Genomic DNA, 25,729 nt, shown 5'->3' with positions numbered 1-25,729 from the left:
GTGTCGCTAAATCGCTGTAGATCGTTGTAGTGCACCGTCTTCGCCACCGAATTCCTCGTTTTCGAGAGAAAGGAAGCGTTGGTGCAGCATGCATGCCGCCCCGAAGGCGGAACCGAACTCCGCGTCGCCATCGACGACGATCTCGGGGGTCGGAAGAGGAATGTTCTGGCCTTCCGACATATGGACAGCCACACGGGCCGCGACCATCGGATAGAGCGATGCAACCGAACCGCCGAGCACGATCCTATCAGGATCGAGCAGACGACAGGCCTGCAGCAGCGCGTAGGCAAGATGCCGCGACCAGATCTCCGCTATGTTCACAGCATCAGGAACACGATCGCGAACATCGGTGAGGAAATCCTGCAGATCGGCGTCGGTGCGGCCGGTCGCCTCCCGATACTGCCGGATCAGTACCTCGCGGCCGATCAGCTGCTCGAATTTCTGTCCGCCGCTTCCCGGCACGAGAGTATGGCCGATTTCGCCCGCAAGGCCATGACCGCCACGAAACAGTTTTCCATCGATCATGATCCCACCACCGACGCCGGTTTCCATGAGCAGGAAGAGCGTTACGCCGGAAACACCATGACGATAGCTGTCACCGATCGCGAAAGCATTGGCGTCGTTTTCCACCGCGATCGGCACCTCGGCCGGAAAGGCACTGCGGCCGATCTCTTTCAACGGCACCTCCCGCCAGCCAATGATCGGCGCAAGCGTGACAATTCCTTCCGGCCGGATATGCGCCGGCGCGGATATGCCAAGCCCCTTGCAGCGCTGGATCATGTCTTTCGCCATGGCGCCGATGATGAGATCGACGCCACATGCCACGGCCTCCTCCACTGTCGAGGACTGCGCGTGGAAGGCCAGCCTGCGACAGGCCCGGACATCGGCGGAAAAGTCCACAACAACAGCAGATATATGCTCGACGCCAAGCTCGATGCCGACGAAGAATGCGGCATCTGGAACCAGCTCGAGCATGATTCCCGGACGGCCGGCACGGGATTGCTCCGAGCGCTGTTTGCCGCTCTCGTCCGACTCCTGGACAAAGCCGCTTTCCGTCAGTTCGGCAACGATCTCCCCCGATGATGAACGGTTCATCCCGAGCTTCCGCGCCAGGTCGGCCCGGCTCAGGCGGCGATGGCTGTAGATCGTCTGCAGGGCTGCGACGATGTTGTTCTGCCTGATCCTGCGCGGCGAGCTTCCGATGGAGACGGTGTCGTTCATGTTCATTTCTCTTCAAATCGACTGCTCCAGCCTACACTTACGAAGCAGATCGGCAGAAGGATTATCAGGGGCGTGCGTTCGTGACGCGACGCCGTTTGGCTTCTTCGTATTTCAGTTCGATATAGCGTTTGGCATGAGCCGCCAACGGGTCGTTATCGGTCCACGTGTCGCGCCAGATTGCGCAGGCGAGTGACAGGCCTTCATCGACAACAGCGGTCGAAAAGCTTTCGAACACGATGTCGCGCTTGTAGTCGATATCGAGCAAGGCATCGAAGATGAGATCGAAGTTGATGACGCCGTCGCCAAGATAGCCGCGGTTGCTCTCGCCGATGTGGAAGTAGCCGATCTTGTCGCCGGCGAGCCGGATCGCGGCAGCCGGATTTGCTTCCTCGATATTCATGTGAAAGGTGTCGAGATGCAGTCGGACATGGTCCGATCCGGTCTCGGAGATGAACTTCAATCCCTGGGCCGCCGTGTTCAGAAGGTTCGTTTCGAAGCGGTTCACGATCTCCAGGACGAGATCGACCCTCGCATCCTTCGCGACATCCGCAGTCGCAGCGATTGCGGCGACGCTGTTGTCCCAGCCCTTCTTCGTCGGCTGGCGGTTGTACTTGGTGTGCGCGGAATAGAGGATCCCACCAAGCTTGTTTCCGCCGATGTCACGGACCGCACGCACGGCATCGGCGAGCGTCTGCTTGCCGGCGGATACCGCAGCGGCGTCCTCGCTCGAAATATCCCTGTCGATCGGCAGGCCCATCGTCACACCGATCTCGACGTCGAGCGATTGCGCGCGCTTTGCGAGACGATCGAGATTGAACTTCTCGGGGCGCAGATAAGCGAATTCGATTGTGCGATATCCGTGCTCGGCCGTTTTGTTAAGAGCCATTTCGAGGCCCTCCTGTGTTTGGCCGCCTGTCCATACAAATGAATGGATACCCAATCGGCGCATAGCTTTTTTCCTCCGCTGAAAGCCTTTCGTAGCGCCACAGCTATGCCATTTAGTATGGCAACGCAACAAATAAATTCACAGATTACAATTTTGCTTTTGCGAACAAATTCATTGCATTGCAGCATTTTAGTGAAAGGACCCTGCATCTGTTACTTTCGCCAGAATTAGTTCTAACCAAAATCAAACACATAGCTGACATATTTGCAGGTTTGGACAACAAATATTGCGTGAGCAGCATTTTTCGTCTACACAATGGCCCGGCGAAATGATCTCGCTGCTATCTGGGAGGATTGAAATGAATTACGCTCTGAAGGCCAGCGCGCTTGCGCTGACGCTCAGCCTCGCCACCGCCGCTTCGCCGGCATGGGCAGACTTCTGGTCCGACGCCGGCGCCAAGTTCAAAGGCGTGACCTTGCACGGCGTGACCGAAAGCACGCCGCCATCGAACTACATCAAGAACGTGCTCGCCCCGGAATTCGAGAAGAAGACCGGCATCAAGGTCGAGATCGAGACGACGTCCTGGGATCAGATGTACGACAAGGCCATCAAGGACATGGAGGCCAAAACCGGCATCTATGACATGGTCTACATCGAACAGGACATCATCTACTCGTACCTGTCCCGGAATTTCCTCGTCAACATCACCCAGACGCTGAAGGATCAGGCGGATCTGAAGGCGCCGACCTACGACGACGCGAACTTCACCAGCTTCGCCGACTACTTCAAGGACAAGAAGGGCGATCTCTTTGGCGTCCCGATGGAAGCCTTCCTGAAGACCTATCTCTATCGCAAGGACCTTTTCGACGATCCGAAGATCAAGGAAGCCTTCAAGAAGGAAACCGGCAAGGACCTGAAGCCGGCGACCACGCATGAGGACTACACGCAGATCGCCGAGTTCTTCACCAAATATGGCAAGGATAACGGCATTGAGCTTTGGGGCACCACCGCTCAGGCGCATACAGGTCACGCCGCGTCCTGGTACGAATATTTCGAATCCATCGCGCCGACTTTCGGCGTTTACAACTGGGGCATCGACGCCAGCAACAACTACGCAGCGACGGTCGAGCATGGCGGCGCAATGAACAGCGACAAGGCGAAGGCCGCGCTGAAATACTGGCTGCATCTGCGCGACATAGCCCCGCCGGAATCGACCCAGTCGACCTGGACGGAAACGGCGACGACTTTCGCTGCCGGCCGTGTTGCTCAAGGATTGATCTACGGCGAGAACGCCGCATGGATCGCGAGCGATCCTGCGCAGTCGAAGGTGGTCGACAAAGTAGGCTTTGCCCTGCCGCCACTCGAACCGGGCGTTCTGGAAGATGCGAAATCCGGAAAGGGCTATATCGGCTATTATGACGGCGGCGCCTTCGGCCTGCCGATTACGTCCAAGAACAAGGAAGCAGCTCTGCTCTTCCTCGAATTCATGGGTCAGAACGATGTGCAGCCCGATTGGGCAATCGCAGCACCCCGCATCACCAACAAGGCGACCTTCGACGACCCGAAGGTCAAGGCGATGGACGTCAAGCTCGGCGGCTTCTACACGATGCTGAAGGATCAGGGCAAACTCTTCGCCGGCGCTCCTCCGTATCCGTTCCATGCCCAGTTGCGTGAAGCAACCCTGCCGATCTTCTTCGACATCCTTACCGGCAAGATCGAGCCCGACGAAGGCCTCGACCAGATGGCCGCCAAGACGGAAGAGGAGCTCACCTCGCTCGGCTATCGCAAATAAATCATCCTCCCCACCTTGGCGGGTCGTCTTCGCTTGGCGACCCGCTCCTTTCCTGGCTCGATAGGCCGCCCCAAGGGTGCCAAAGAGGATGAGGCGATGCATTCACAAAAGCTTGGATGGCTGCTGCTGTCACCGACGATCCTGATCCTCGGGCTCTTCGGCATCTTTCCTTTCATTTACGTCGTCTGGGTTTCGTTTCACCAGTGGAACCCTTTCGCCGCAAATCCGCTGATGGTCTTCAACTGGGCTTCGAACTACCGGAGTCTCGTCTTCGACAAACAGTTCCTGGCCTCGCTGGGCATCACGATCGCCTTCGTCTTCTTCGCAGTCGTTTCCGAACTCGTCCTCGGATACATTCTCGCGCAGGCACTGATGAAGGACTTTCCGGGAAAAGCGTTCTTCCGCACCATCCACACCCTGCCTCTGATCATGGCGCCCATCATTGTCGGATCGGTGTGGAAGCTGATGACGACACCGTCGATCGGCATCATCCCATATCTGCTGCGAAGCTGGTTCGGTTACGATCTGAACATCGGCCAGAGTGCGCTCGCGGCCTTCTCCATCACTGTCATCATGGACGTCTGGCACTGGACGCCGCTGGTCACCCTGTCCCTGATTGCCGCCCTGGTCTCGCTTCCGCCAGATCCCTTCGAGCAGGCCCAGATCGATGGCGCCGGCAAGAGCCAGATCTTCTGGCATATCACGCTCCCTCTGATCCGCCCTGCCCTGCTGGCCACGGTGTTCATCAGGCTCATGGACGCGCTGCGCACGGTCGACGAAGTCCTGATGCTGACCGGAGGCGGCCCGGGGTCGTCGACGCGCTATATCGGCGTTCACATCTTCAGGGAAGTCTTTCCGAAAACGAATTACGGCTACGGTTCAGCCATCTCGGTCGTCGTACTTTATCTCACCATCGTCGTCTGCTGGCTGCTCTACGTCGGCCTGATTGCTCCCCGTTCGAAGAGAGGCTGATGCGATGAAAAGGCAAAACCCCTGGCTTTCGGTTCTCTTGTGGACGCTGATAAGCTTTGCAACCCTCTTCCCGATCTACTGGCTCTTCGTCATCTCGCTGAAGCAGCCCTTTGACCTGTTTTCCACGCCGGACGTTATCCTTCGGAGCTTCTTCTGGAAGAACTACCAGGACGTGCTGACGAACGAGACCTTGCGGCGATATATGATCAACTCGCTGGTCATTTCGTCGGGGAACGCGATCCTGGTGACGACCCTCGGCTTTCTTGCCTGCTACGCGCTGACGCGCTTCGATCTCGCAGGCAAGGAAAGCATTTTCTTCTGGACCATCACCAACCGCATGGCGCCTCCGGCGGTCTTCCTGCTGCCGCTCTTCCTGCTGCTGACGCAGGTTTACAGGATCGGCGACTTTTCGCTGGCGGATACCAGGCTTGGCATGATCCTGGTCTATTGCTCCTTCAACCTTCCCTTTGCCATCTGGACCCTGCGTCCGACGGTAGAGGCCATTCCCAAGGAACTGGACGAGGCGGCCTATATGGATGGCGCAAGCCCCTGGATGGTCCTCTACGACATCGTCTTTCCCTTGGCGCGACCGGGACTTGCGGTGACGCTCATCCTCACCTGGGTCTTCGCGTGGAACGAATATCTGCTCGCTGCGACACTCACCAACTTCAACGCCCGCACACTTACCACCGGCCTGTCGGAATACGTGACGACGACAGGAACCGCCTGGGGCATCATGGCGGCGATCTCGATGCTGACATTGATCCCGGCGCTCATCGTCTTCTCGGTGGTGCAGCGTCACATCGTTGCCGGCCTGACCTTCGGCGCAGTGAAAGGATAGCGAAATGGCTTCGGATTCTCGAAACAACGAAAAACAGCCGGGCTTCCTGCCGATCGAGACGAACTGGTTCGACCGGCTGTTCATCTCCGTCGTGATCTGGGTCGCGCTCTCTCTGTTCTGGCTGCGGTTCATCGAACCGTTCGGGCTTTCGGTATGGTTCGCGGTGGCAATCTCCGCCGTACTCGGCGCCTACATCGTCTGGAAGGGGTGAGCCGGTGAATTCCATCAACACTATCAAGACGCAAGCCGTGCTGGATTAGGGAGAAAAGACATTGGCAAACGTACAGGTCAGCGACGTCACCAAGAGATATGGCGCTCTTCAGGTGATGCATGGCGTCAGCGTCGATATCGAGGATGGCGAATTCGTCGTGCTGGTCGGCCCTTCGGGATGCGGCAAGTCAACGCTGCTGCGCATGATCGCCGGTCTCGAGACCGTCAGCAGCGGCGACATCCGCATCGGCGGTCGCGTGGTCACCAACGCCCCGCCGAAGGAGCGCGACATCGCCATGGTCTTCCAGAGCTACGCGCTCTACCCTCATAAGACCGTCGCCGAGAACATGGGATTTCCACTAAAGATGGCGAAACGCCCGAAATCGGAGATCGATGAAAAGGTCGGTAGGGCAGCCGAGATCCTGGACCTGACGCGTTATCTCGACCGCTATCCGAAGCAGCTGTCAGGCGGACAGCGGCAACGCGTCGCCATGGGCCGAGCCATCGTCCGCGACCCACAGGTCTTCCTGTTCGACGAGCCGCTATCGAACCTCGATGCCAAGCTTCGCGTCACCATGCGCGTCGAAATCAAGGAACTGCACCAGCGGCTGAAGACCACCACCGTCTATGTCACGCACGATCAGATCGAGGCCATGACGATGGCCAACAAGATCGTCGTCATGCGCGACGGACGGGTGGAACAGGTTGGCAAGCCGCTTGATCTCTATGACTTTCCGGCAAACCTCTTCGTCGCTGGTTTCATCGGCAGCCCGTCGATGAACTTTCTCCAGGGCAAGATCGCAACTCGCGACGGAAAGCAGGTTGTCATCACTGATCAAGGCGTTACCCTCCCCATGGACCGCGTGAACGCAGAGGAGGGCAAGGCCGTAACCTACGGTATTCGCCCGGAACACATAACCATCAGCGATGACGGTATTCCGGTGGAGGTGTCGGTATACGAGCCGACCGGCTCAGAAACGTTGATCTTCGGCCGTGTGGGAGGAGTGCCGATCGATGCCCTGATCCGTGAGCGCATCGAGGTCGAACCCGGCCGGACGCTGCATTTTCATATTGATCCGCGCCGTGTTCACATCTTTGATCAGGCAACGGGACAGCGATTGTAAGGTGAGGAACAAATGAATTTCGAAGGCAAAAAAGTGATCGTCACCGGTGCCGGCAAGGGCATCGGCCGCGTTGTCGCAGAGATGCTGGTCAAGCGTGGGGCTAAGGTTACGGCACTCACCAGAAGTGCTGAAGATGTCGTTTCCCTACGTGAAGACCTTGGTTGCGAAGCGATTCAGGTCGATCTTGCCGACGCAAAGACGACGCGAGAGGCGGCGCGCGCCGCACTTCCGGTAGATTTCCTTATCAACTGCGCTGGAACAACCGAGCTGCAGCCTTTTCTCGAAACCACAGTCGAAGCCTTTGACCACCTGATTGCAGTCAACACGCGCGCCCCGATGATCGTCGCACAAGAGTATGCGCGGTCCCTGATCGAGAACGGCCGCCCTGGAGCCATCGTCAACGTCTCCTCTGTCGCAGCCTTTGTGGGTATCCCGGATCATGCGGCCTATTGTGCATCGAAGGGCGGTCTGGACGGCTTGACGCGCGTCATGGCCAAGGAACTGGCGCCGCAGGGCATCCGGGTAAATGGCGTGCATCCGACGGTGACGCTGACGCCGATGGCGATCAAGGCCTGGAGCGATCCGGAGAAAGCCGCCGGAATGCAAAAGCGCATCCCGGTCGGCCGGTTCGCAGAGCCCGAGGACGTGGCAGAGGTGATCCTCTTCCTGCTCTCGGACGAAGCCGCGATGGTCAACGGCATCTCCATGCCCATCGACGGCGGCTACATGATCGCGTGAAACCCTATATGCCTACGGATCAGCCGCCGGAAGCAATCTTCCTGGCGGCGTTGATCTGTTTGCGGGCACCGGATCGTAATTGCGCGGTTTCCGCTCCGGCAATGACGAAAGCGAAGCCGAATTTCAGAAGCTCGCCGGCGCGCTCGCCGTCACCGGCAAAGGCGCAGGCGAATTTTCCGTGCGCGCCGCAACGCGCGACGGCATGCTGCATGGCACTGTCGATCTCGGCGGCATTCGGCGCCACCTGATCCCCGTTCGATAGTGCGATGGAGAGATCCGACGGGCCGATGAAGATACCATCGATGCCGGGCACGCCAAGGATATCGTCAATCGCTTCGAGCGCCGCGCGCGTCTCGATCATGGCGATTGCGACCGTCAAAACATTGGCGGTCCTGAGATAGTCGTCAGCCGAAAGGCCGGTGTGGTTGAGTGCCAAAGACGGCCCCCAGCTGCGCTCGCCGAGCGGCGGATATTTTGTGGCCTTCACGAAGGCCTTCGCATCCTCGGCCGAATTGATCATCGGCGCGATGATGCCCGACGCACCGGCATCGAGCAGGCGCGAGGCAGAGGCGAAATCACCGACCGGGATGCGGGCGAGCGCCGGCTTGCCGGCGATACGCACATGGCCGACAGCGGCAGCTGCAGACGGCAGGTCCCACATGCCGTGCTGCATGTCGAGCACAACGGCATCGAAGGCTTCCTGAGCCAGATGATTGACCAACAGCGGATCGGGAATGCCCACCCAGGCAGAAATCATCTGGCTTTCGTGGTTCCGGATCCGGGCTGCAAAGCCGTCGATATCAGCTGCACTCATGGCATTCTCCTCAGTTCGCCAGGCCACCAATGGCCATGTATTTGACCTCGAGGAACTCTTCGATGCCGTATTTCGAACCCTCCCGGCCGATGCCGGACTGCTTCATGCCGCCGAAAGGAGCGACCGCTGTCGAGATGAGTCCCTCGTTGATACCGACAATGCCGAATTCGAGAGCCTCGGCAACCCGGAAGATGCGAGCGACGTCGCGGGCGTAGAAATAGGCGGCAAGACCGAAGGGCGTGTCATTGGCCATTTCGATCGCCTCTTCTTCCGTCTTGAAGCGGAAAAGCGGGGCAACCGGACCGAAAGTTTCATCCGAGAAGATTTCCGCCTCGCGTGAGACATCCGAGAGAATGGTGGGCAGGTAGAAATTGCCGCCACGCTGATCGCGCTTGCCGCCGGAGACGATCTTCGCGCCATGCCTGACGGCGTCATCGACATGCGCCTCGACCTTCTTGAGCGCAGCTTCGTCGATCAACGGGCCGAGAGTAACGCCCTCCTCCATGCCGTCGCCGAGCTTCAGTTTGGCAACGGCGGCTGCGAGCTTTTCGGCAAAGGCGTCATGCACCTTGTCCTGCACGAGAATGCGGTTGGCGCAGACGCATGTCTGCCCGGTATTGCGGAACTTCGAGCCCATGGCGCCCTTGACCGCCTCGTCGAGGTCGGCGTCGTCGAAGACGATGAAAGGCGCGTTGCCGCCAAGTTCCATGCTGGTCTTCTTGATGGTCGGCGCGCATTCGGCGAGCAGCTTGGCGCCGACCGCCGTGCTGCCGGTGAAGGTGAGCTTGCGCACCTTCGGACTGGCGGTGATCGCAGGACCGGTGTCCGACGAAGGGCCGGTGATGACGTTGCAGACGCCGGCCGGAAAGCCTGCCTCTTCAGCCATCACGGCAAGCGCCAGCGCCGAATAGGGCGTCTGGCTTGCCGGACGAATGACGCCGGTGCAGCCTGCGGCCCAGCCGGGACCGGCCTTGCGGGTGATCATCGCCGAGGGAAAGTTCCACGGCGTGATCGCCGCAAAGACGCCGATCGGCTGCTTCTGCACGATCAGGCGTCGGCCCGGAACCGGCGAAGGGATCGTGTCACCATAGACGCGTCTCGCCTCTTCGGCGAACCACTCGATGAAGCTTGCGGAATAGACGACCTCGCCACGGCTTTCGGAGAGTGGCTTGCCCTGCTCGATCGTCATGATCGCCGCGAGATCCGCGAGATTCTCGTGCATCAGCTCTGCCAGCTTCCAGAGATGATTGGCGCGCTGCTCGGCTGTCAGTCCCGCCCATGCCTTCTGCGCCTTGTAGGCGGCATCGATCGCACGGTTCGTCTCGACAGCACTCATGGCCGGCACGGTTCCGATCACCTCGCCGGTCGCAGGATTGGTGACGTCGTAGGTACGGCCACTATCGGCCTGCACCCATTGGCCGCCAATATAATTCGCTTCGCGAAAAAGCTCCGGACGGCGGAGCTTGTAGCCCGAAAGTCTGTTGCTCATGACTGGATACCTTCCATGAAACGCGGTTGCCGGGGATCAGACGGCCGGAATATTCTCGTCATCGGGGGCGAAGTTCGATCCCCGCAACGCTTCGCAAACGGCGCGCGTCACATCCGCCGTGGTTGCCTTGCCGCCAAGATCTGGAGTGAGAATGCCGGCAGCGCAGACCTGTTCCACCGCTGAAATCAGTATCTTTGCCGCAACCGCCTCGCCCAGATGTTCCAGCATCAACGATGCCGTCCAGAAGCTTGCGACGGGGTTGGCGATGCCCTTGCCGGTAATATCGAAAGCCGAACCATGGATCGGCTCGAACATCGAGGGGAAACGGCGTTCGGGATCGACATTGCCCGTCGGTGCGATGCCGAGCGAGCCGGCGAGCGCGGCCGCGAGGTCAGAGAGGATATCGGCATGCAGGTTGGTCGCAACGACCGTGTCGATGCTCTTTGGTTTTGCGACCATGCGGAAGGTCATGGCATCGACCAGTTCCTTGTCCCAGGTCACATCGGGGAAGTCCTTGGCGACCTCAGCGGCAATCTCGTCCCACAGCACGAGCCCGTGGCGCTGGGCGTTGGACTTGGTCACGACCGTCAGCAGCTTACGAGGGCGCTTCTGCGCCTCGCGGAAGGCAAAGCGCATGATGCGCTCGACGCCGCGGCGCGTGAAGATCGAGGTTTCGGTCGCCACTTCCTCTGGCAGGCCGATATGGGCGCGGCCGCCATGGCCGGAATATTCGCCTTCGGAGTTCTCACGCACGATCAGCCAGTCGAGATCGCCTTCCTCGACCCCCCTGAGCGGGCTTTTCACACCGGGGAAGATGCGGGTCGGGCGGATATTGGCGTACTGGTCGAGACGCTGGCAGATCGGCAGACGCAGGCCCCAGAGTGTCACGTGATCGGGCACGTCAGGCGCGCCGACGGCGCCGAAATAGATGGCGTCGGCTTGCTTCAGCAGAGACAAGGCATTCTCCGGCATAAAGGCACCGGTCCTGCGGTAGCGCTCGCTGCCCCAGTCATAATGGTCGATGTCGAGTGTGAAAGCGCCGCTGCGGGCGGCCAGCACTTCGAGCACTTCGAGGCCGGCGGCGATGACCTCTGGGCCAATGCCGTCGCCGGGAACGGAGGCGATGCGGTAGCGACGGAGCGGCGTATTGGTATTGGCGTTCATGGGACCCCCTTAATAGTCAGATGAGGCCGCCATTGATCAGCAGCATCTGCTTGGCAATCATGCGGCTGTCGTGGGAGGCGAGCAACAGGCATTGGCCACGCCCTCGACCTCGATCTCCTCGGGAATGCATTGCAGCTTCACCCCGTCGGCGATCCTGCTTTCATGGCTGTTGAGTTCTTGCACAGGCAACCAAGATTCTCGACGATATTGTTGCGATATTTTCTACGCGCATGTTGGGCGCGGCAAGACACGGCGAAAATATGCAACAAGAGGCAGCGCGGATCAAATCGAGACACGGGATACCGCTTCAACTGTAGCCCGGTGCGAGCACACAGTGGACGCATCCGTTCCGCTGACATCGGGTGAGCGCCTCCCTGCGAAGGCAGCCGGGATCCTGTCAGAACGGCAATCCGACGTAGTTTTCCGCAAGCGCCGTCGAGGCAGCGCGGGAATGGGTGAGATAGTCGAGTTCCGCTTCCTGGATCTTCTGGTCGAAATCGCCGGTATCGGGAAAACGATGCATCATCGTCGTCATCCACCAGGAGAAGCGCACGGCCTTCCAGACGCGAGCAAGCGCCTTTTGCGAATAGGCATCAATGCCGACGCTCGAGCGATCTCCGTAGAACTCCCTCAGACCTTCGAAGAGATAGTGCACATCGCTCGCAGCAAGGTTCAGCCCTTTGGCGCCGGTCGGCGGCACGATATGGGCGGCATCGCCGACCAGGAACAGGCGGCCGAAGCGCATCGGCTCGGCCACGAAGGAACGCAGCGGCGCGATTGACTTTTCGAAAGATGACGCGGTCTTCAGCGCCTCGGCGTAATGGGCCGGCAGGCGGCGGCGCAACTCGTCCCAAAAGCGGTCGTCGCTCCAGTCTTCGACCTTCTGATCGAGCGAACATTGGATGTAATAGCGGCTGCGGGTCACAGAGCGCATGGAACAGAGTGCAAAGCCGCGCGGATGATTGGCATAGATGAGCTCATGATTGACCGGAGCGACATCGGCCAACAGACCAAGCCAGCCGAAGGGGTAGATCTTCTCGAAGGTTCTGATCGCCTTTTCCGGAACCGCCTTGCGGCTTGCGCCGTGGAAGCCGTCGCAGCCGGCGATGAAATCGCAGTCGATACGCTGAGTAGCGCCATCCTTCTCGTAGCTCACGAAGGGAGTGCGGCCATCGAAATCATGCGGCGTCACATCGGCGGCATCATAGATGGTCAAGGCACCGCTCGCCTCGCGCTGTTCCATCAGATCACGCGTCACCTCGGTCTGGCCGTAAACTGTGACGCGCTTGCCGGCGGTCAGGCCGTAGAGATCGATGCGGTGATCGCGCCCGTCGAAAGCCAGTGAAAAGCCGTTATGCGGCAGGCCTTCAGCATGCAGCCGGGCAGCCGACCGTGCCTCGTCCAAAAGACGAACGGTGCCCTCTTCCAGGACGCCGGCGCGAACGCGGCCGAGAATGTAGTCCTTGCCCACCCGATCGAGAATGACGTTGTCGATGCCGGCTTCCGTCAGAAGTTGGCCGAGCAGCAGGCCCGACGGGCCTGAGCCGATAATGGCGATTTGGGTACGCAATTGCTTCCTCCCTGCAATTTGCTTTCTGCCAAATTCTGACCTTTAGCCCTTCGAGCGGCAATGGACTTTCCCACCGAAAAATTGCACAAAACGAACATGGGAACGGAAGGAAGCCCATGACGAGACATGTGCCGACCTATGAGCTCTACGGCGGGACATCGGGCAAAGAACCCGATTTCTGGCTGCACTGCGAAACAATTCCCTCGCGTAGCAGCCTGCACCATTGGGAGATCAAACTGCATCGGCACGCGAGTTTCTTTCAGATATTGTACATCGATGCCGGCGCAGCCGATGCCATTTTCGGCGAGCGGAGCCATGCCATCCAGCCGCCAGCGGTCGTCACGATTCCTCCCGGGTTCGATCACGGCTTCCGTTTTTCGCGGGATATCGACGGCCTCGTCATCACCATGCTGAGCGCCAATCTTAGCCACCTTCCCGGCGACCGCAGCCGCCTCGGTGAGTGGCTTGCAGCCCCGCATCTCACCGCGCTTGATCCGCAAGACCCCGACGCCGCCTATCTCATGCAGAGCCTGAGGCGGCTCGGCGATGAATATCGGTACAACCGCAGCGGCCGCAGCGAGCTTCTCGCCTCCTATGCCGCATTGGCGCTGCGGCTGACGGCGAGAATTTCCCATCAGGAGGATATCAGCCAGTTCCCCGCCGATGAAAACGAACGGCGGATGGAGCAACTGGCTGGCCTCATCGAACAGCATTTCCGTTCGCACAGACCCGCTTCATTCTATGCCAGGGAAATCGGCATTTCGCCGACCCATCTCAATCGCATCGTCCGCTCGATGACCGGAAAGACGGCTCACGACCTGATCGCCGGCAAACTCGTCGACGCGGCTAAGCGCGAGCTCATCTTCACGCTCGCGAGCGTTCAGGAGGTCAGCCATCGGCTTGGCTTTGCCGACCCGGCCTATTTCTCCCGCTTCTTCCTCAAGCACGCGGGCGAGACGCCCAAGGATTGGCGCAAGCGGGAGAAGAACAGGCTGGAACGAGCCTAGGCTGTGCGACGCGCCGGGGCATCCTCAAGGAAGTCCTCAATGAAGCGTTTCTGCAGGAGTATGCCATCCCACTCATCCGCAAAGAACGGCGAGTCGTAGATCAGCGTGTAGGGTCCGGCATAGCCGGCCTTTTCGCACATTTCCAGGCAATGACGGTAATCTGCAGCATCAAGCCCAGAGGCATTGTAATCGGCCTTGGCGTGGCAGATTTCGGCCCTACGCATGATATTCGCCAGCCCTTCATATTTCGCCGGTGCCGCCCAGTTTCCGAGGTCGCCATTGAGGCCGATCTTGCTGTCGAGTTCATCAAGCAGCCAGTTCATTTCCTTCGGTGAGGGCAGAAGGGCGAACCAGTTTTCGGTCACGACACGCACGCCGCTTCCCTCCGCCTGCCCGGCGAGCCATTTCAGATGCCGCGCGGAACGCGCAAGGTTTTCCTCATTCGGCGCCTGCTTGCCGGCGATGACGCGGATGCGCTCGGCGCCGAGCTTCTTTGCGATATCGATCCAACCGGCGATCCAGCCTATATCACGTTCCGCCGTCTCGGCATTGCTGGGATCGCCATCCTCGACGAGCAGCGTCTGGAAAAGGATGCTGGAGGCCTCCAGCGCATCGCGAAATTCGGCGAGATAAGAGGCGTCCAGGCTCTGCAGGTGGAACGAACAGACCTCCAGCCGGCCAAGTCCGCGTTCGGCGAGCATGCCCGGCACTTCGAGCAGGTTCACGGTGCCTGCCCCATAGGGCTCCTGGCGTGCCGCGCTTTTCTGCGGATCGGGACTATAGGGGTAGGTTGCACCCAGCATCCGGTGAAGCGACCATGTGGAAACCGCAAACCGACCGTTCTGCAAAACCTGCATCTTTCATCTCCTCCCGTTTCCTCGCGAGGACTTTGGCAAGAATGACGCGCCGCATCAAGCCCGCAATCGCCTAGATCCGGTCGCCGCGAATGACTGCTTCTGCCGTCAGCGAAACGGCAAGCAATGCCTCATCACGGTTTGCCGGCGCCGATAGAAGGAAACCGACCGGCATATCCGCCTCGCCGTTGCCGCAAGGAATGGAAACACCGCACCAGTCCAGGAAATTGCCGAGCGCTGTATTGCGCAGCGTCTTGACGTTCACGGCGAAGAAAAGCTCGTCATCGCGCTCAAGTGCCGCGATGGGCGGCGCCACGTGGGCGACCGAAGGAAAGGCGAGGAAGCGGTTGCCGACGAGCCGATCGACTTCGGCAATCAGCCGCGTGCGCTCGGCAAGAATAGCAATGTAATCGGCCATGCTGGTCTTCTCGCCGAGCCGCGTGCGCAGGACGACACGATGATCCATCCGCGCAGCCTCCGGCCCTGCAAGCCGTTCGCGGTGGAGAGCGAAGGCTTCGGCAGTGACGAGGGCACCATGTTTTGCCATCAGTGCCAGGATTTCCTCGAAGGCCGGAATGTCGATCGGACTGATATGCGCGCCAGCGCTACGCAGCCGCTCCACTCCGCCCTCGAAGGCTTCGGCGACGCCCGAACCCAGGCCATCAAACACGATATTGCGAGGGACGACGATTTCCACACCTTTCAGCGACTGCCGGGCGACCGTCGGCGCCGTCAACCCGCGCATTGCAGCATCGACCCAGACGGCGTCTTGCACGGAACGGCAGAGGGGACCAAGCGAGTCGAGGCTCGTAGCCAGCGGATAGACACCTTCCATGGCATAGCGCCCGCGCGTCGCCTTGTAGCCGACGATGCCGTTCAGGGCGGCGGGAATACGCACCGAACCGCCGGTATCCGTGCCCATCGCTACCGGTACAAGGCCTGCGGCAACCGCCACGCCGGCGCCGGAGGACGACCCACCGGGAATGCGCGGCTCGTCCTTGCTGTGAGGGTTTTCCGGCGTGCCGTAATGGGGATTGATGCCGAGGCCGGAAAAAGCAAATTCGCTCATATTGGTACGGCCGATAGCCAGCATGCCGGCCCTCTTGAGCGTTGTCACGATCGCAGCGTCCTGTTTAGCAGGCGCATCGCCCGCCAGAACCACCGAACCGGCCGTAGTTGCCACGCCCTCGATGTCGAAAAGATCTTTCCAGGCGATCGGAATGCCGTCGAGCGCACCGAGCGAACGGCCGTCGCGGATGCGCTTCGAGGAAGCATGAGCCTCTCGCATCGCCCGCTCGCGCAACAATAGGGTGAAGACCGCCTTGTCGGCGTATTGCTCGATGCCGTCGAAGATCGCCTCTGCGACATCAACCGGATCGGCCTTGCCGCTCTGGATGAGAAGGGAAAGCTGAGCGATAGACATCGCACCGAAAGAAGGGGCCATGGGGAGAGTCCTGTGGATATCACGCAGGATTTACCGCCTATCATTTCGCAGGACCAGCCCTTGCACGGCTTTTCACGATGATTAGTACGATTTTGTGAACACTGAGTTTGCTTTAGCCCTCTTCAATTTACCGCAGTTAAGACACACATGCGGTGCTGCACGCGTGAGGCGGATAGGCATGCCATTAGCTTGCCTTCCCAAGCCGCATCCCGGTGCATTGCAGGAGACTTGAAATGACACAATCTGAAACTTGGACCTCCGGTCACCAGGATATGGTGCACCAGCATGTGAAGGAGGACGTGAGCTACGGCGAAGCTGAACGCGACTACGCCGACCACGTCAGCGCACAGAAGCTGTCGGTCCTGGAGCGGATCGTGGTCGTAGGCGCCCTCGTACTGCTAAGCTTTGTAGGCTTCACAGCACCGTCGGCACAGACATCAGCGACCGATCCGATGACGACCTCGGCTATTGAAGAGCCGGCACCTCCGGGTGATAGTCTGGTGCCACACCACCAGCGCTACGGCCATTGCCGTGAAACGAGCCCCTACGCAGACAGGGTCTGCTAAGAGCCAGCGATTTTCGCCGGGCATGGAATTTTTCGTCTAACGTGCATGAGAAGCATAGGAACGGGAAAGAGCCATGGCCGGTGACGTAGACTACGACCTCCACCGCTTCATCGAAGCGCAGAACGGCATATACAAACAGGCTCTTGCGGAGCTGGAAGCCGGTCGCAAGCGCTCTCACTGGATGTGGTTCATCTTCCCGCAAATCGCCGGTCTCGGAACCTCTTCCATGGCGGAGAAATATGCCATTCGCTCCGCGGAGGAAGCCTCAGCCTATCTCGCTGATCCGATCCTCGGCAGCCGCCTTTTGCGCTGTGTCGAGGCTATCCTCTCCGTCAATGACCGCAGCGCTCACGATATCATGGGCTCCCCGGATGATCTGAAGCTGCGCTCGTCCATGACGCTGTTTGCCGCGGTCAGCGATCACGGCTCGCCCTTTCACAAAGCGATCGATCATTTTTACGACGGGAAATTCGACGAACGGACCATTTCGATCCTGAGCGCCGGCAACGGCTAGCCAGGAGAATACTCCAGTGCCGCAATCTCCTCCGAGATTTCTTGGATGCGCTGTTTCAGATCGTTTTCCGTACCGTCGTCTACTTCCTCTTCGCCAAAGCAATAACGTGCGTCGTGCAATTCGAGCTTGGCTTCAAGCTCGGCACGTCTGGCATATAGGCGCCGGAGATAAGTGTAATTCATCTCTGCCTCCAGATTGCTCCCAGATCAGCAGAAAAACGGCCACGCAACCCCCAAGGTTCCCTGGCCGCGTCAATATCAGCCGAAGGCGGAAATCGCCACGTTGCAAGCTTTTTCAAAATGGCAGGAACAGCCCCCGTCCGTCATGGCCTGGCGAGTAACGCGCGCGCCTTCGAGCAGCAGCGTCAGCGTGTCGGCAAGAAGTTCCGGCTCGCGCGCGCCGGCAGCCACGCAAAGTGCCGCAAGACGATTGCGCTGCATCGCCTTGTGGCGCTCGATCAACTCGTGCGCCGGATGGCCTTCGCCCTTCAATTCGATCGCGGCATTGGCGAGATCGCAACCTGCGGGCTCGCCGTTCAGACAGTGAGCCCGGTCCTCGACCCAGGCAAGCAACTGGCCGCGCGCATCGCCGGGATGGGCGGCTTCAAGATCGCGCCAGATCTTCTCGGCCTTTTCGGAGGCGCGGCGTAGCGTTTCGCAGACCAGCTCGTCCTTGGAGCCGAAATGCCGATAGAGGGTCATCTTGTTGGTGGCGGCAGCATCCGCAATGGCATCCACGCCAATGCCGCGAATGCCGCGCTCACGGAAAAGCTCCGAAGCGGTCGTGACAATACGCTCCCGCGGGGGGATTCGATCGTCTGAAGCGGCTACCGAGATTTCATTCAATGATTCTGATTTTTTCGCGGACGAAGTCCTTGACATCGATGTGACCGATCGGTAACAAATGCATTGTTACTTACCGGTAACACCACTCTTTGCAGAAGTCAATGCCAGGAGCGCTTGGCAGCAGGAGTGGAACACGGGCGACCGCCCACGAAAGGAGGACCGTACCATGAGAAAGACCAGAGAAGATTTGACCATTTCCGAAGCCCTTCACGACCCGCTGATCGCCATGGTGCTCCGCGCCGATGGCGTGAAGCTTGAAGATTTCAAGCAACTCCTTGAGGTGGCTGCCCGTAAACGCGAGCCGCGTCCCTCCACGGCGAGCGATATGATCGGGTCCTTTGCCAGCCGCGCGAATCTGCCGGCGATGCCCTGCTTCGGCTGATCTGACCGCTGGCCCTACAAGGCCCGATCGGCACTGGGGATAAGCCCTGTTCCCAGACGGGCTGCCGCTGTCAACAGGCGGCAGCCCTTGCGATGCGACGAGCGCGCACATCCACATCGATTTCCCGAATATTTCTTCCCGCGACCTTGAGACGCTCGCCGCCGGCGACGCCGTCTTCATGACGACACGCACCGGCGGTGGCTTCGGCAAGCCGCAAAAGGGGCGTCGACTTGCCACCGCTGACCGCAATGTCTGGCAGGAGACTTGGCCCACATCCGATCAGCCGGTATCGCTATGGGATAAAAACTCGGGCTGCGGCTTGTTGTTCCGGTTCCAAAATCGACGATCCACGATAAGGCGCCCGCAAATAGATTTGCAATCGCAGCCAATCCGGTGACAACACTCGCCGCCCTTCAAGAACTATCTGCGGCGGCTACCAAAGGTTTTTATATCCAAAGATTTTGCGATTTGCTTCGCAAACGGCTATGCCATAGTAATGTAACAGGTTCGCATGATATCAGAGGTATGTTGAATTGGACGGAAAGACATCACCCGCAATCCACTCCGAAGATGAAGACCCGGCCGAAGAGACCGGTGCCAAGGGCGCGCGCCGTGCACGCGTCAGCGGTATCGACCGCGCGCTGCAGGTGATCGACCATCTTTACGAGACGGGGTCGCCGGCCGGCGTCTATGCCATCGCCAAGGCCGTGAAGGCGCCGCTTTCAACCGTCTATGTCATCGTTGACGACCTGGTCGAAAAAAACATGCTGACGCGCCAATCCGACGGTTCAATCTGGCTCGGCTCGCGGCTCTATCACTATGGCCTCGCCTATGCGCGATCGCTCGACTTCATGAGCGTCGCGACGCATGAAATGCACGACCTCTGCCGACAGGCTGGCGAGACCGTTCAGGTCTGCGGCCGTGACGGCGATTTCATGCTTGTTCTCGCCATGGCCGATGGCCCCAGCCATTTCCAGGTCGCCTCCCGCGTCGGCACCCGTGTGCCGCTTAACTGGACAGCGTCTGGCCGCCTGCTGGTCGGGCACCTGCAAGAAGACGAGCGTGTCGAGCTCTTCAAGCGATGCGCCCGCTCCTCGCCGACGGGACGCGCCGAAATCGATCCCGCCACGCTATCGGAATCCGCCGGAAAGGCCTTTGAATCGCGCCTGTCGATCCAGGCTGGCGAATCCGATTATGCGGTTGCCTGCATCGCCTCGCCGATCTGCGATCGTGAGGGCCAGTGTGTCGCCACCATTTCCATCGTTCTGCCGGAGCAAAAGGCCTTTTCGGACGAAGGCCACTATACAGCACAGGTGCGCAACTCGGCTGAGCAGATCGAGAAGCTGATGGGCTGGCGTAGCCATTAAGCGCCGGCTTCAGTCGCACGGCAAGCGCCATCCGGACCGTCATTGGCTCGCGAGGAAGGGCGGCTCCTTGTTCGCATAGTATTTCGCTGCCTCATCGATCTCTTCTCGATGCTTCCGTGGCACAAATCGCAAGGCGTGATCGCACGCGTCGGCGCGCGCCGCGGCTGACGCCCGTTGGGCTGTGGCAGATCGCCCACCGCTGGGCCAGCGTTGCTCTCCGCCCGATCGGAGGCCATCTATTTGAAAAAACTCACTGATTGTGATCGCTAGCCTTCGAGGATCGAATAGCCGATATCGCGCAGATGATCCTGATCGGCGATCGCATCGACCGCCGAGATCCTGTCGCCGTCAAAACTCAGCGCCAGCACGACGCGCAACTGGCCCTCGATGAAGACGACGAGGCCGATTTCACCATCGACAAGCGCAACTTTCGCCGATGTCGCCCGCCCCTTGAAGCTTTCGGCGATGGCACCGGCGCCGCGAAGCGGCACGACATTGCCGAGACGGGTCGCGGCCGCATCTGGCCGGAAGACCGCATCCGGCGCGAGGACCGCAAGCAGCCCCTCCAGATCACCGTTGCGGGAGGCGATTAGGAAGGCTTCGGCTATGCTGCGCTTGCGCGCCAGATCGATATCAGGCGTTTCCGGTTGCCCCTGCACCCTGCGCCGGGCACGGCTGGCAAGCTGCCGGGCGGCGGCCGCACTCCGCCCGATGACAGCAGCGATCTCTTCGAAGGGCAGATCGAACATGTCATGCAACACGAAGGCGACGCGTTCGGCGGGCGAGAGGGTTTGCAGCACGACGAGCAGGGCGATGCCGACCGAATCGGCAAAAGCTGCTTCGCGCTCCGGATTGCTGGCGATATCCACGATCGCGCCATGCGCCGGCAGGTCGAGCGGCTCTTCGCGCCGCGTTTTGCGCGAACGCAGCATATCCAGGCAGATGCGCGCCACGACCGTTGTCAGCCAGCCGCCGAGATTATCCACACTGCCCCTGTCCGACCTTGTCAGGCGCAGCCACGCCTCCTGCACCGCATCCTCAGCTTCTGGGCGGGAGCCGAGCATGCGGAAAGCGACGGCCCGCAGATGCCCGCGGTTTGCCTCGAATTCATCGGCCAGCCATTTTTTCTCGTCCATCAATCCACTCCCAATCCTGTTGCGTCAAAAGCCATGACGAGCGGAAGCCGGACGATGTGACAGGAGCTCTATCCTATCAAGTCCCGCGAAGTTGGGCTCATGACTTGACCTGCCGCATTTTTCATTGGCTGATGGCAGGCAGATCCCTCCCTACGGTGTTTCCCATGTCCTCCCGATTTGACAGTTCCAAACAATATGCCGCCTTCCTGTTCGACATGGACGGCACGATCCTGAGTTCCACTGCGTCGGCAGAGCGCGTCTGGGGCCGCTGGGCCGAGCGGCACGGGCTGGATGTGGAAAAATTCCTGCCGATCATGCATGGATCGCGTGGCATCGACACGATCAGGCGGCTGAACCTTCCGGGCGTCGACGCGGAAGCGGAAGCCGCACAGATCACCGAAGAGGAAATCCAGGACGTCGAAGGCGTCGTTGCCCTTCCGGGTGCCGCCGATTTCCTGGCGTCGCTGCCGCCGAACCGGTGGACGATCGTCACCTCCTCGCCGCGTCGCCTGGCCGAGCGACGGCTTGAGGCCGCGGGGCTTCCCATGCCGCAGGCCATCGTGACGGCCGAAGATGTGACTGTCGGCAAACCCGACCCCCAATGCTATATCCTCGGCGCCGAAAAGCTCGGTTTTGCAACGCATGAATGCCTGGTCTTCGAAGACGTTGAAGCCGGCGTGAAGGCAGGAACGGCGGCGGGCGCCGACATCATGGTCATCACTGCTGCCGGTCACAAACACTCGCTGCAGGGCTATCCCGAGATCGAACACTATGGCGATGCGACCGTTGTCATTGCCGATAGCGGCCATCTTTCGATAAAGTTTTGACCTGCCTGCCGCGCCGGAAAGGAATCGCCCATGAAACCGGAAATCATCTGCCTGATGATGTCGTCGCTCGACGGCGGCCTGCATCCGAGCAAGTGGACAGAAAGCCCGGATGGCGGCCGCAAGGAATGGACGGCTCTCTATCAGAAGGCACATGAAGACCTGCAGGGTGACGCCTGGATCGTCGGACGCGTGACTATGGCCGAAATGGCCAAGGGAGAGCCGCATCCGTCGCAATCGGCAGGTTCAGCAGAACGGCAAAACCATTTCGCCGATCGCAAAGCAGACAACTACGCGATCGCGCTCGACACGTCGGGCAAGCTGCATTTCACGCGGCCTGACATCGATGGCGACCATATCGTCGTCATCCTCGGTAGCGATGTGCCGGACGCCCATCTTGCGGAGCTCGCCGCCGACGGCATCTCCTACATAATCTCGCCTTCGGCCGAGATCGATCTGCCTGGAGCGCTCGATGTACTGGAGAAGGAACTCGGCATCCACAAATTGCTGCTCGAAGGCGGAGCAGCGATCAACGGCGCTTTCTTTGCTGCGGGCCTCATCGACGAGTTTTATCTGCTTGTCGCCCCGGCCCTGGATGGCAGCGGCGGCCAGCCTGTCGTTACTTTCGACGGGGGACTGGCGGGCAAGACCCGGCTCTCGCTGATATCGGCGGAGACCAAAGACAATGGCGTCGTCGTCCTGCGCTATAAAGTCCATGCATGATCGTGACAATGGACAGCCGCGGCTGCAAGGCGCTATATCCACGCCATGACCACCTCTGATCCGGATATCGTTATCGTCGGCGCAGGAGCTGCCGGGATCGGGGCTTCACGCCGCCTTAGCAGCCGCGGTCATTCCATCACCATCCTAGAGCAACTGCCCCGCGCCGGTGGACGGGCCTGGACTTATGCCACGAGCGCTGGGCCAGTCGATCTCGGCTGCGGATGGCTGCACTCGGCCGATCGCAATCCCTGGACCAGGATTGCCGCCGAGCTCGGCTTCACGGTCGACCGCCGCATCACGGCCTGGGGCGAACAGTTTAAGAATCTCGGTTTCTCCGGGAAAGATCGTGCGGCCGCCCGAAACGCCTTTGCGCAATGGAACGAAGAGATCCGGAACAACCCACCGGCTTCTGACTGCGCAGCCGATGCGATCGACCCGAATTCATCCTGGACGCCCTATCTGCAGGCACTGAGCGGCTACATATCCGGCGAGGAACTGGAGCACATATCGGTGAGAGACTACGTCGCGTATGATGACGCCTCCACCGACAACAACTGGCGCGTCCCCGATGGCTATGGGCAGCTGATTACCTCAGCGCTTCCTTCCGACGCGGAATTGCGGCTCGGCACCACCCTCGAAAGCCTTGATCTGAGCGAACAGAAAATCGTCCTGCAAACCTCCGCCGGGACGATCCGGACACGCGCCGTCATCTTCACCGTCTCGTCGAATGTTCTCGCGGGCGGTGCGATCAACCTTCCGTCCGTGCTCGACCCCTGGCGGCAGGCGGCATCGCTCCTACCGCTCGGCAACAACGAGAAACTCTATCTCGAAATCCTCGACGGCGGCCCTTTCGAAGACGAGACCCACGTGCTCGGCAATCCGCGTGACAACACGACCGGCGCCTATTACATCCGCCCCTTCGGCAATCCAGTGCTCGAATGTTTCCTCGGTGGGGCGGGAGCCAGGGCTTGTTCCGCGACGGGTGGCGAAGCGGCTTTCGACCACGCGATCAACGAGCTAGCCGGCCTCTTTGGCTCGGACGTGCGAAAATATCTGAAGCCGCTTGCGGCTTCGAACTGGGCGGGAACCCCTTCCATCGGCGGCGGCTACAGCCATGCCCTGCCCGGTCATGCGGACGCACGCCTGCAACTCGCCCAATCCTTCGACGACAGGATTTTCTTTGCGGGCGAGGCAACGCATACGACCGATTTCTCAACGGCGCATGGCGCCTATGAGAGCGGCCAGCGCGCCGCCGACGAGGCAATGGCGGCTCTGCTGGTTCCTGTCGAAACCTCGGGCGTCAACCGCCGCTAAGTAAAACATCAATCAGATTTCGCTCTATACGTCACACTTCCTGACCCTGATCCGTCAAATGCATGACGAACGAAAACCGGCAACCGGCCGGCTCTGCGTCAAACCGAACACGATCAGGAGATTGAGCATGCAAGAGAGAATGGGAAATCCCGCCCTCGTCATCCCGGAAGCTATGCAGGCGCTGGCCGCCTTCGGCAATCTGCCGGCCAAGGCCGGCCTTGCGCCGGCATTTCTGGAAATCATCTATCTGCGGGCCAGCCAGATCAACGGCTGCAGCGTCTGCATCGACGGCCATTGGCGCATCGCCCGCAAGCACGGAGAAACCGACGAGCGGCTCTTTGCCGTCGCAGGCTGGCGCGAGGCCCCCTATTACAGCGATGCCGAACGCGCAGCACTGGCGCTCACCGAGGCCGTCACCCGCCTCAGCGACCGCGCCGATCCGGTGCCGGATGAGGTCTGGGAGGAATGCACGCGCCATTACGATGGCAAGAGCCTTGCAGCCCTCGTCATCGCAATTGCCAATATCAATGTCTGGAACCGGCTGAACGTTGCCACCCGGCAGGTCGCGGGGCAGTGGAAGCCGTGATTGACGGCTTCCGTTCGCTTAGATGATGCCACCGCCGCCGGCAACCGAGGCTGGGCGCTCGGCGGCGACCTTTTTACGGTAAGCGCTCGCGCGGTAAGTGGCGACCGGATCGATCGCCCCGCCCTTGCGGCGGCGAGCTTCCGCCAGAATCGGCTCGACATCAGCACGGTAGGCGCGCTTCAGCGTCTCCGTCGCCATCAGCGCGTCGTTATCGTCCTGGAAGCCCGCCAGCGCTTTGCGGTCAACGAGCAAGGCCTGCGCGTAAGCGCGACGGATTTCATTGGCGCTGTTGATCAGGCTTTCGATCGGATCTGTCACATTGTGTGACTGATCGATCATGTGGGCGGGATTGAAATCGTTGACGCCGCGCTGCTCGGCATCGACAAGTTCGTTGAAGACGAGGAAAAGGCGGTACGGCTCGATCGAACCGGCATCCAGATCGTCGTCGCCATATTTCGAATCGTTGAAATGGAAACCACCGAGCTTGCCGAACTGGATCAGCCGCGCGACGATCATCTCAATATTGGTGTTCGGCGCATGATGGCCGAGGTCGACCAGGCACTGTGCCTTGGGGCCAAGCGTCTGGGCGATCATATAGTTGGTGCCCCAGTCCTGTACGATGGTCGAATAGAAGGCCGGCTCGTACATCTTGTGTTCGGAGAACAGCTTCCAGTCGTCCGGCAGAGCCTTGTAAATATCGGCCATGGACGCGAGATAGCGCTCGAACGCCTTGGTGAAATTGCTCTGGCCGGGGAAGTTCGAGCCATCGCCGATCCAGACCGTCAGGGCATTGGAGCCGATTGCCTTACCAATCTCGATGCATTCGAGGTTGTGCTCGACCGCCTGGGCGCGCGTCGCCGCATCGGTGTGGCTGAGCGAGCCGTATTTATAGGAATGCGCCTGTCCTGGCGCATCGGAAAACGTATTGGAATTCATCGCGTCGAAGCCAAGGCCGAGCGTATCGCCCTTTGCCTTCAACTCCTTTGCGTCCGTTTTGTCCCACGGAATGTGCAGCGAAACATTCGGTGTCGCGCGCGTCAGTTCGTTGATGACCGAGCAGTCGTCGAGCTTGTCAAAGATACCGCGCGGTTCGCCGGTCCCAGGAAAGCGGGCAAAGCGCGTTCCACCAGTGCCAACACCCCAAGACGGCACGGCAACGAAGAATTCCGACACCTTGCGGGTGATCGCCTCGATATCGACGCCGCGACGGGCGAGCGTTGCGCCCAGCGCTTCATAATCTGTCTTCAGCGCTGCGGCGCGCTTGTCGTTTTCCGTTGCGACCAGATCCGGCGCAATCCTGAATTCAGTCATGTCTTCCTCCCAGAGATTTTGTTGCGGCGGGCAAG

At 60.1% G+C, this 25,729-nt stretch carries 27 protein-coding genes; 15 read left to right on the top strand and 12 right to left on the bottom strand.

Going from position 1 to position 25,729, the window contains the following annotated elements; all coding sequences use genetic code 11:
* Positions 1-6: 6 nt before the first annotated feature.
* On the bottom strand, positions 7-1,221 hold the full coding sequence (locus AB8B33_RS27540; RefSeq protein WP_439017796.1) for an ROK family transcriptional regulator: 1,215 nt from the start codon (positions 1,219-1,221) through the stop codon (positions 7-9).
* 64 nt (positions 1,222-1,285) lie between these two features.
* Positions 1,286-2,170 carry a sugar phosphate isomerase/epimerase family protein gene (locus AB8B33_RS27535; protein WP_439017795.1) on the bottom strand — a complete coding sequence of 295 codons (885 nt, stop codon included), beginning with the start codon at positions 2,168-2,170 and terminating at the stop codon, positions 1,286-1,288.
* 295 nt (positions 2,171-2,465) lie between these two features.
* Between AB8B33_RS27535 and AB8B33_RS27530 the strand changes: the two genes are divergently transcribed.
* The 6 genes from AB8B33_RS27530 (at position 2,466) to AB8B33_RS27505 (ending at position 7,784) form a co-directional block, all read left to right on the top strand.
* The gene (locus AB8B33_RS27530; protein WP_439017794.1) at positions 2,466-3,899 is read left to right on the top strand and encodes an extracellular solute-binding protein; all 1,434 of its coding nucleotides are present in this window, start codon (positions 2,466-2,468) and stop codon (positions 3,897-3,899) included.
* A 96-nt stretch (positions 3,900-3,995) separates the two neighbouring features.
* The gene (locus AB8B33_RS27525; RefSeq protein ID WP_439017793.1) at positions 3,996-4,871 is read left to right on the top strand and encodes a carbohydrate ABC transporter permease; all 876 of its coding nucleotides are present in this window, start codon (positions 3,996-3,998) and stop codon (positions 4,869-4,871) included.
* A gap of 4 nt (positions 4,872-4,875) precedes the next feature.
* Positions 4,876-5,712 carry a carbohydrate ABC transporter permease gene (locus AB8B33_RS27520; RefSeq protein ID WP_113323263.1) on the top strand — a complete coding sequence of 279 codons (837 nt, stop codon included), beginning with the start codon at positions 4,876-4,878 and terminating at the stop codon, positions 5,710-5,712.
* A gap of 4 nt (positions 5,713-5,716) precedes the next feature.
* A complete protein-coding gene (locus tag AB8B33_RS27515) occupies positions 5,717-5,923 on the top strand; it encodes a DUF2160 family membrane protein (protein WP_439017792.1) in 207 nt (68 codons plus the stop codon).
* Between the two features lie 61 nt (positions 5,924-5,984).
* Entirely contained in the window at positions 5,985-7,046 is a 1,062-nt protein-coding gene (locus AB8B33_RS27510; protein ID WP_439017791.1) for an ABC transporter ATP-binding protein, read from the top strand.
* Positions 7,047-7,058: 12 nt separating this feature from the next.
* On the top strand, positions 7,059-7,784 hold the full coding sequence (locus AB8B33_RS27505; protein ID WP_439017790.1) for an SDR family oxidoreductase: 726 nt from the start codon (positions 7,059-7,061) through the stop codon (positions 7,782-7,784).
* 19 nt (positions 7,785-7,803) lie between these two features.
* Here AB8B33_RS27505 and AB8B33_RS27500 read toward each other — a convergent pair whose 3' ends face one another.
* The 4 genes from AB8B33_RS27500 to pobA all read right to left on the bottom strand — a co-directional run bounded on the left by AB8B33_RS27500 (position 7,804) and on the right by pobA (position 12,821).
* On the bottom strand, positions 7,804-8,598 hold the full coding sequence (locus tag AB8B33_RS27500; RefSeq protein WP_439017789.1) for an HpcH/HpaI aldolase family protein: 795 nt from the start codon (positions 8,596-8,598) through the stop codon (positions 7,804-7,806).
* Between the two features lie 10 nt (positions 8,599-8,608).
* Positions 8,609-10,087 carry an NAD-dependent succinate-semialdehyde dehydrogenase gene (locus AB8B33_RS27495; RefSeq protein WP_439017788.1) on the bottom strand — a complete coding sequence of 493 codons (1,479 nt, stop codon included), beginning with the start codon at positions 10,085-10,087 and terminating at the stop codon, positions 8,609-8,611.
* Between the two features lie 36 nt (positions 10,088-10,123).
* On the bottom strand, positions 10,124-11,251 hold the full coding sequence (locus tag AB8B33_RS27490) for a tartrate dehydrogenase (protein ID WP_439017787.1): 1,128 nt from the start codon (positions 11,249-11,251) through the stop codon (positions 10,124-10,126).
* 397 nt (positions 11,252-11,648) lie between these two features.
* Positions 11,649-12,821: a 4-hydroxybenzoate 3-monooxygenase gene (gene pobA, locus AB8B33_RS27485; protein WP_439017786.1), complete on the bottom strand. Its 1,173-nt coding sequence runs from the start codon at positions 12,819-12,821 to the stop codon at positions 11,649-11,651.
* 116 nt (positions 12,822-12,937) lie between these two features.
* Here pobA and AB8B33_RS27480 point away from each other — a divergent pair, with 116 nt between their 5' ends.
* Entirely contained in the window at positions 12,938-13,828 is an 891-nt protein-coding gene (locus tag AB8B33_RS27480; protein ID WP_439017785.1) for a helix-turn-helix domain-containing protein, read from the top strand.
* On the opposite strand, the gene AB8B33_RS27475 is transcribed toward AB8B33_RS27480, so the two are convergent.
* Positions 13,825-14,685: a sugar phosphate isomerase/epimerase family protein gene (locus AB8B33_RS27475; protein ID WP_439017784.1), complete on the bottom strand. Its 861-nt coding sequence runs from the start codon at positions 14,683-14,685 to the stop codon at positions 13,825-13,827. The two genes, AB8B33_RS27480 and AB8B33_RS27475, sit on opposite strands and share 4 nt — an antisense overlap.
* A gap of 70 nt (positions 14,686-14,755) precedes the next feature.
* Positions 14,756-16,126: an amidase gene (locus AB8B33_RS27470; RefSeq protein ID WP_439017783.1), complete on the bottom strand. Its 1,371-nt coding sequence runs from the start codon at positions 16,124-16,126 to the stop codon at positions 14,756-14,758.
* 272 nt (positions 16,127-16,398) lie between these two features.
* Between AB8B33_RS27470 and AB8B33_RS27465 the strand changes: the two genes are divergently transcribed.
* Positions 16,399-16,692 carry a hypothetical protein gene (locus AB8B33_RS27465; RefSeq protein ID WP_113323296.1) on the top strand — a complete coding sequence of 98 codons (294 nt, stop codon included), beginning with the start codon at positions 16,399-16,401 and terminating at the stop codon, positions 16,690-16,692.
* A 73-nt stretch (positions 16,693-16,765) separates the two neighbouring features.
* A complete protein-coding gene (locus tag AB8B33_RS27460; protein WP_439017782.1) occupies positions 16,766-17,206 on the top strand; it encodes a DUF1810 domain-containing protein in 441 nt (146 codons plus the stop codon).
* On the opposite strand, the gene AB8B33_RS27455 is transcribed toward AB8B33_RS27460, so the two are convergent.
* Positions 17,203-17,388: a hypothetical protein gene (locus AB8B33_RS27455; protein ID WP_007825756.1), complete on the bottom strand. Its 186-nt coding sequence runs from the start codon at positions 17,386-17,388 to the stop codon at positions 17,203-17,205. The genes AB8B33_RS27460 and AB8B33_RS27455 overlap by 4 nt on opposite strands.
* Before the next feature lie 75 nt (positions 17,389-17,463).
* Entirely contained in the window at positions 17,464-18,087 is a 624-nt protein-coding gene (locus AB8B33_RS27450) for a TetR/AcrR family transcriptional regulator (protein WP_439017781.1), read from the bottom strand.
* 130 nt (positions 18,088-18,217) lie between these two features.
* Between AB8B33_RS27450 and AB8B33_RS27445 the strand changes: the two genes are divergently transcribed.
* Positions 18,218-18,433: a hypothetical protein gene (locus tag AB8B33_RS27445; protein ID WP_113301678.1), complete on the top strand. Its 216-nt coding sequence runs from the start codon at positions 18,218-18,220 to the stop codon at positions 18,431-18,433.
* A 533-nt stretch (positions 18,434-18,966) separates the two neighbouring features.
* Positions 18,967-19,800 (top strand): IclR family transcriptional regulator, encoded by an 834-nt coding sequence (locus AB8B33_RS27440; protein ID WP_439017780.1) that lies wholly within the window; start codon positions 18,967-18,969, stop codon positions 19,798-19,800.
* Between the two features lie 266 nt (positions 19,801-20,066).
* On the opposite strand, the gene AB8B33_RS27435 is transcribed toward AB8B33_RS27440, so the two are convergent.
* A complete protein-coding gene (locus AB8B33_RS27435) occupies positions 20,067-20,936 on the bottom strand; it encodes a sigma-70 family RNA polymerase sigma factor (protein ID WP_439017779.1) in 870 nt (289 codons plus the stop codon).
* Positions 20,937-21,100: 164 nt separating this feature from the next.
* Between AB8B33_RS27435 and AB8B33_RS27430 the strand changes: the two genes are divergently transcribed.
* The 4 genes from AB8B33_RS27430 to AB8B33_RS27415 all read left to right on the top strand — a co-directional run bounded on the left by AB8B33_RS27430 (position 21,101) and on the right by AB8B33_RS27415 (position 24,383).
* A complete protein-coding gene (locus AB8B33_RS27430) occupies positions 21,101-21,763 on the top strand; it encodes an HAD family hydrolase (protein WP_113321431.1) in 663 nt (220 codons plus the stop codon).
* Between the two features lie 30 nt (positions 21,764-21,793).
* On the top strand, positions 21,794-22,483 hold the full coding sequence (locus AB8B33_RS27425) for a RibD family protein (protein ID WP_439017778.1): 690 nt from the start codon (positions 21,794-21,796) through the stop codon (positions 22,481-22,483).
* A gap of 45 nt (positions 22,484-22,528) precedes the next feature.
* A complete protein-coding gene (locus tag AB8B33_RS27420; RefSeq protein ID WP_439017777.1) occupies positions 22,529-23,797 on the top strand; it encodes a flavin monoamine oxidase family protein in 1,269 nt (422 codons plus the stop codon).
* Positions 23,798-23,924: 127 nt separating this feature from the next.
* Positions 23,925-24,383, top strand: a complete 459-nt coding sequence (locus AB8B33_RS27415; protein WP_113321434.1) for a carboxymuconolactone decarboxylase family protein — start codon at positions 23,925-23,927, stop codon at positions 24,381-24,383.
* Positions 24,384-24,401: 18 nt separating this feature from the next.
* Here AB8B33_RS27415 and rhaI read toward each other — a convergent pair whose 3' ends face one another.
* Positions 24,402-25,694, bottom strand: coding sequence for an L-rhamnose catabolism isomerase (gene rhaI / locus AB8B33_RS27410; RefSeq protein ID WP_439017776.1), 1,293 nt, complete (start codon positions 25,692-25,694; stop codon positions 24,402-24,404).
* Between the last annotated feature and the right edge of the window lie 35 nt (positions 25,695-25,729).

It is taken from the genome of Rhizobium sp. 768_B6_N1_8 (assembly GCF_051811225.1).
Taxonomy (GTDB): domain Bacteria; phylum Pseudomonadota; class Alphaproteobacteria; order Rhizobiales; family Rhizobiaceae; genus Rhizobium.
The sequence above is the reverse complement of the archived record's forward strand: the minus strand, read 5'-3'. Positions and strand labels throughout refer to the sequence as shown.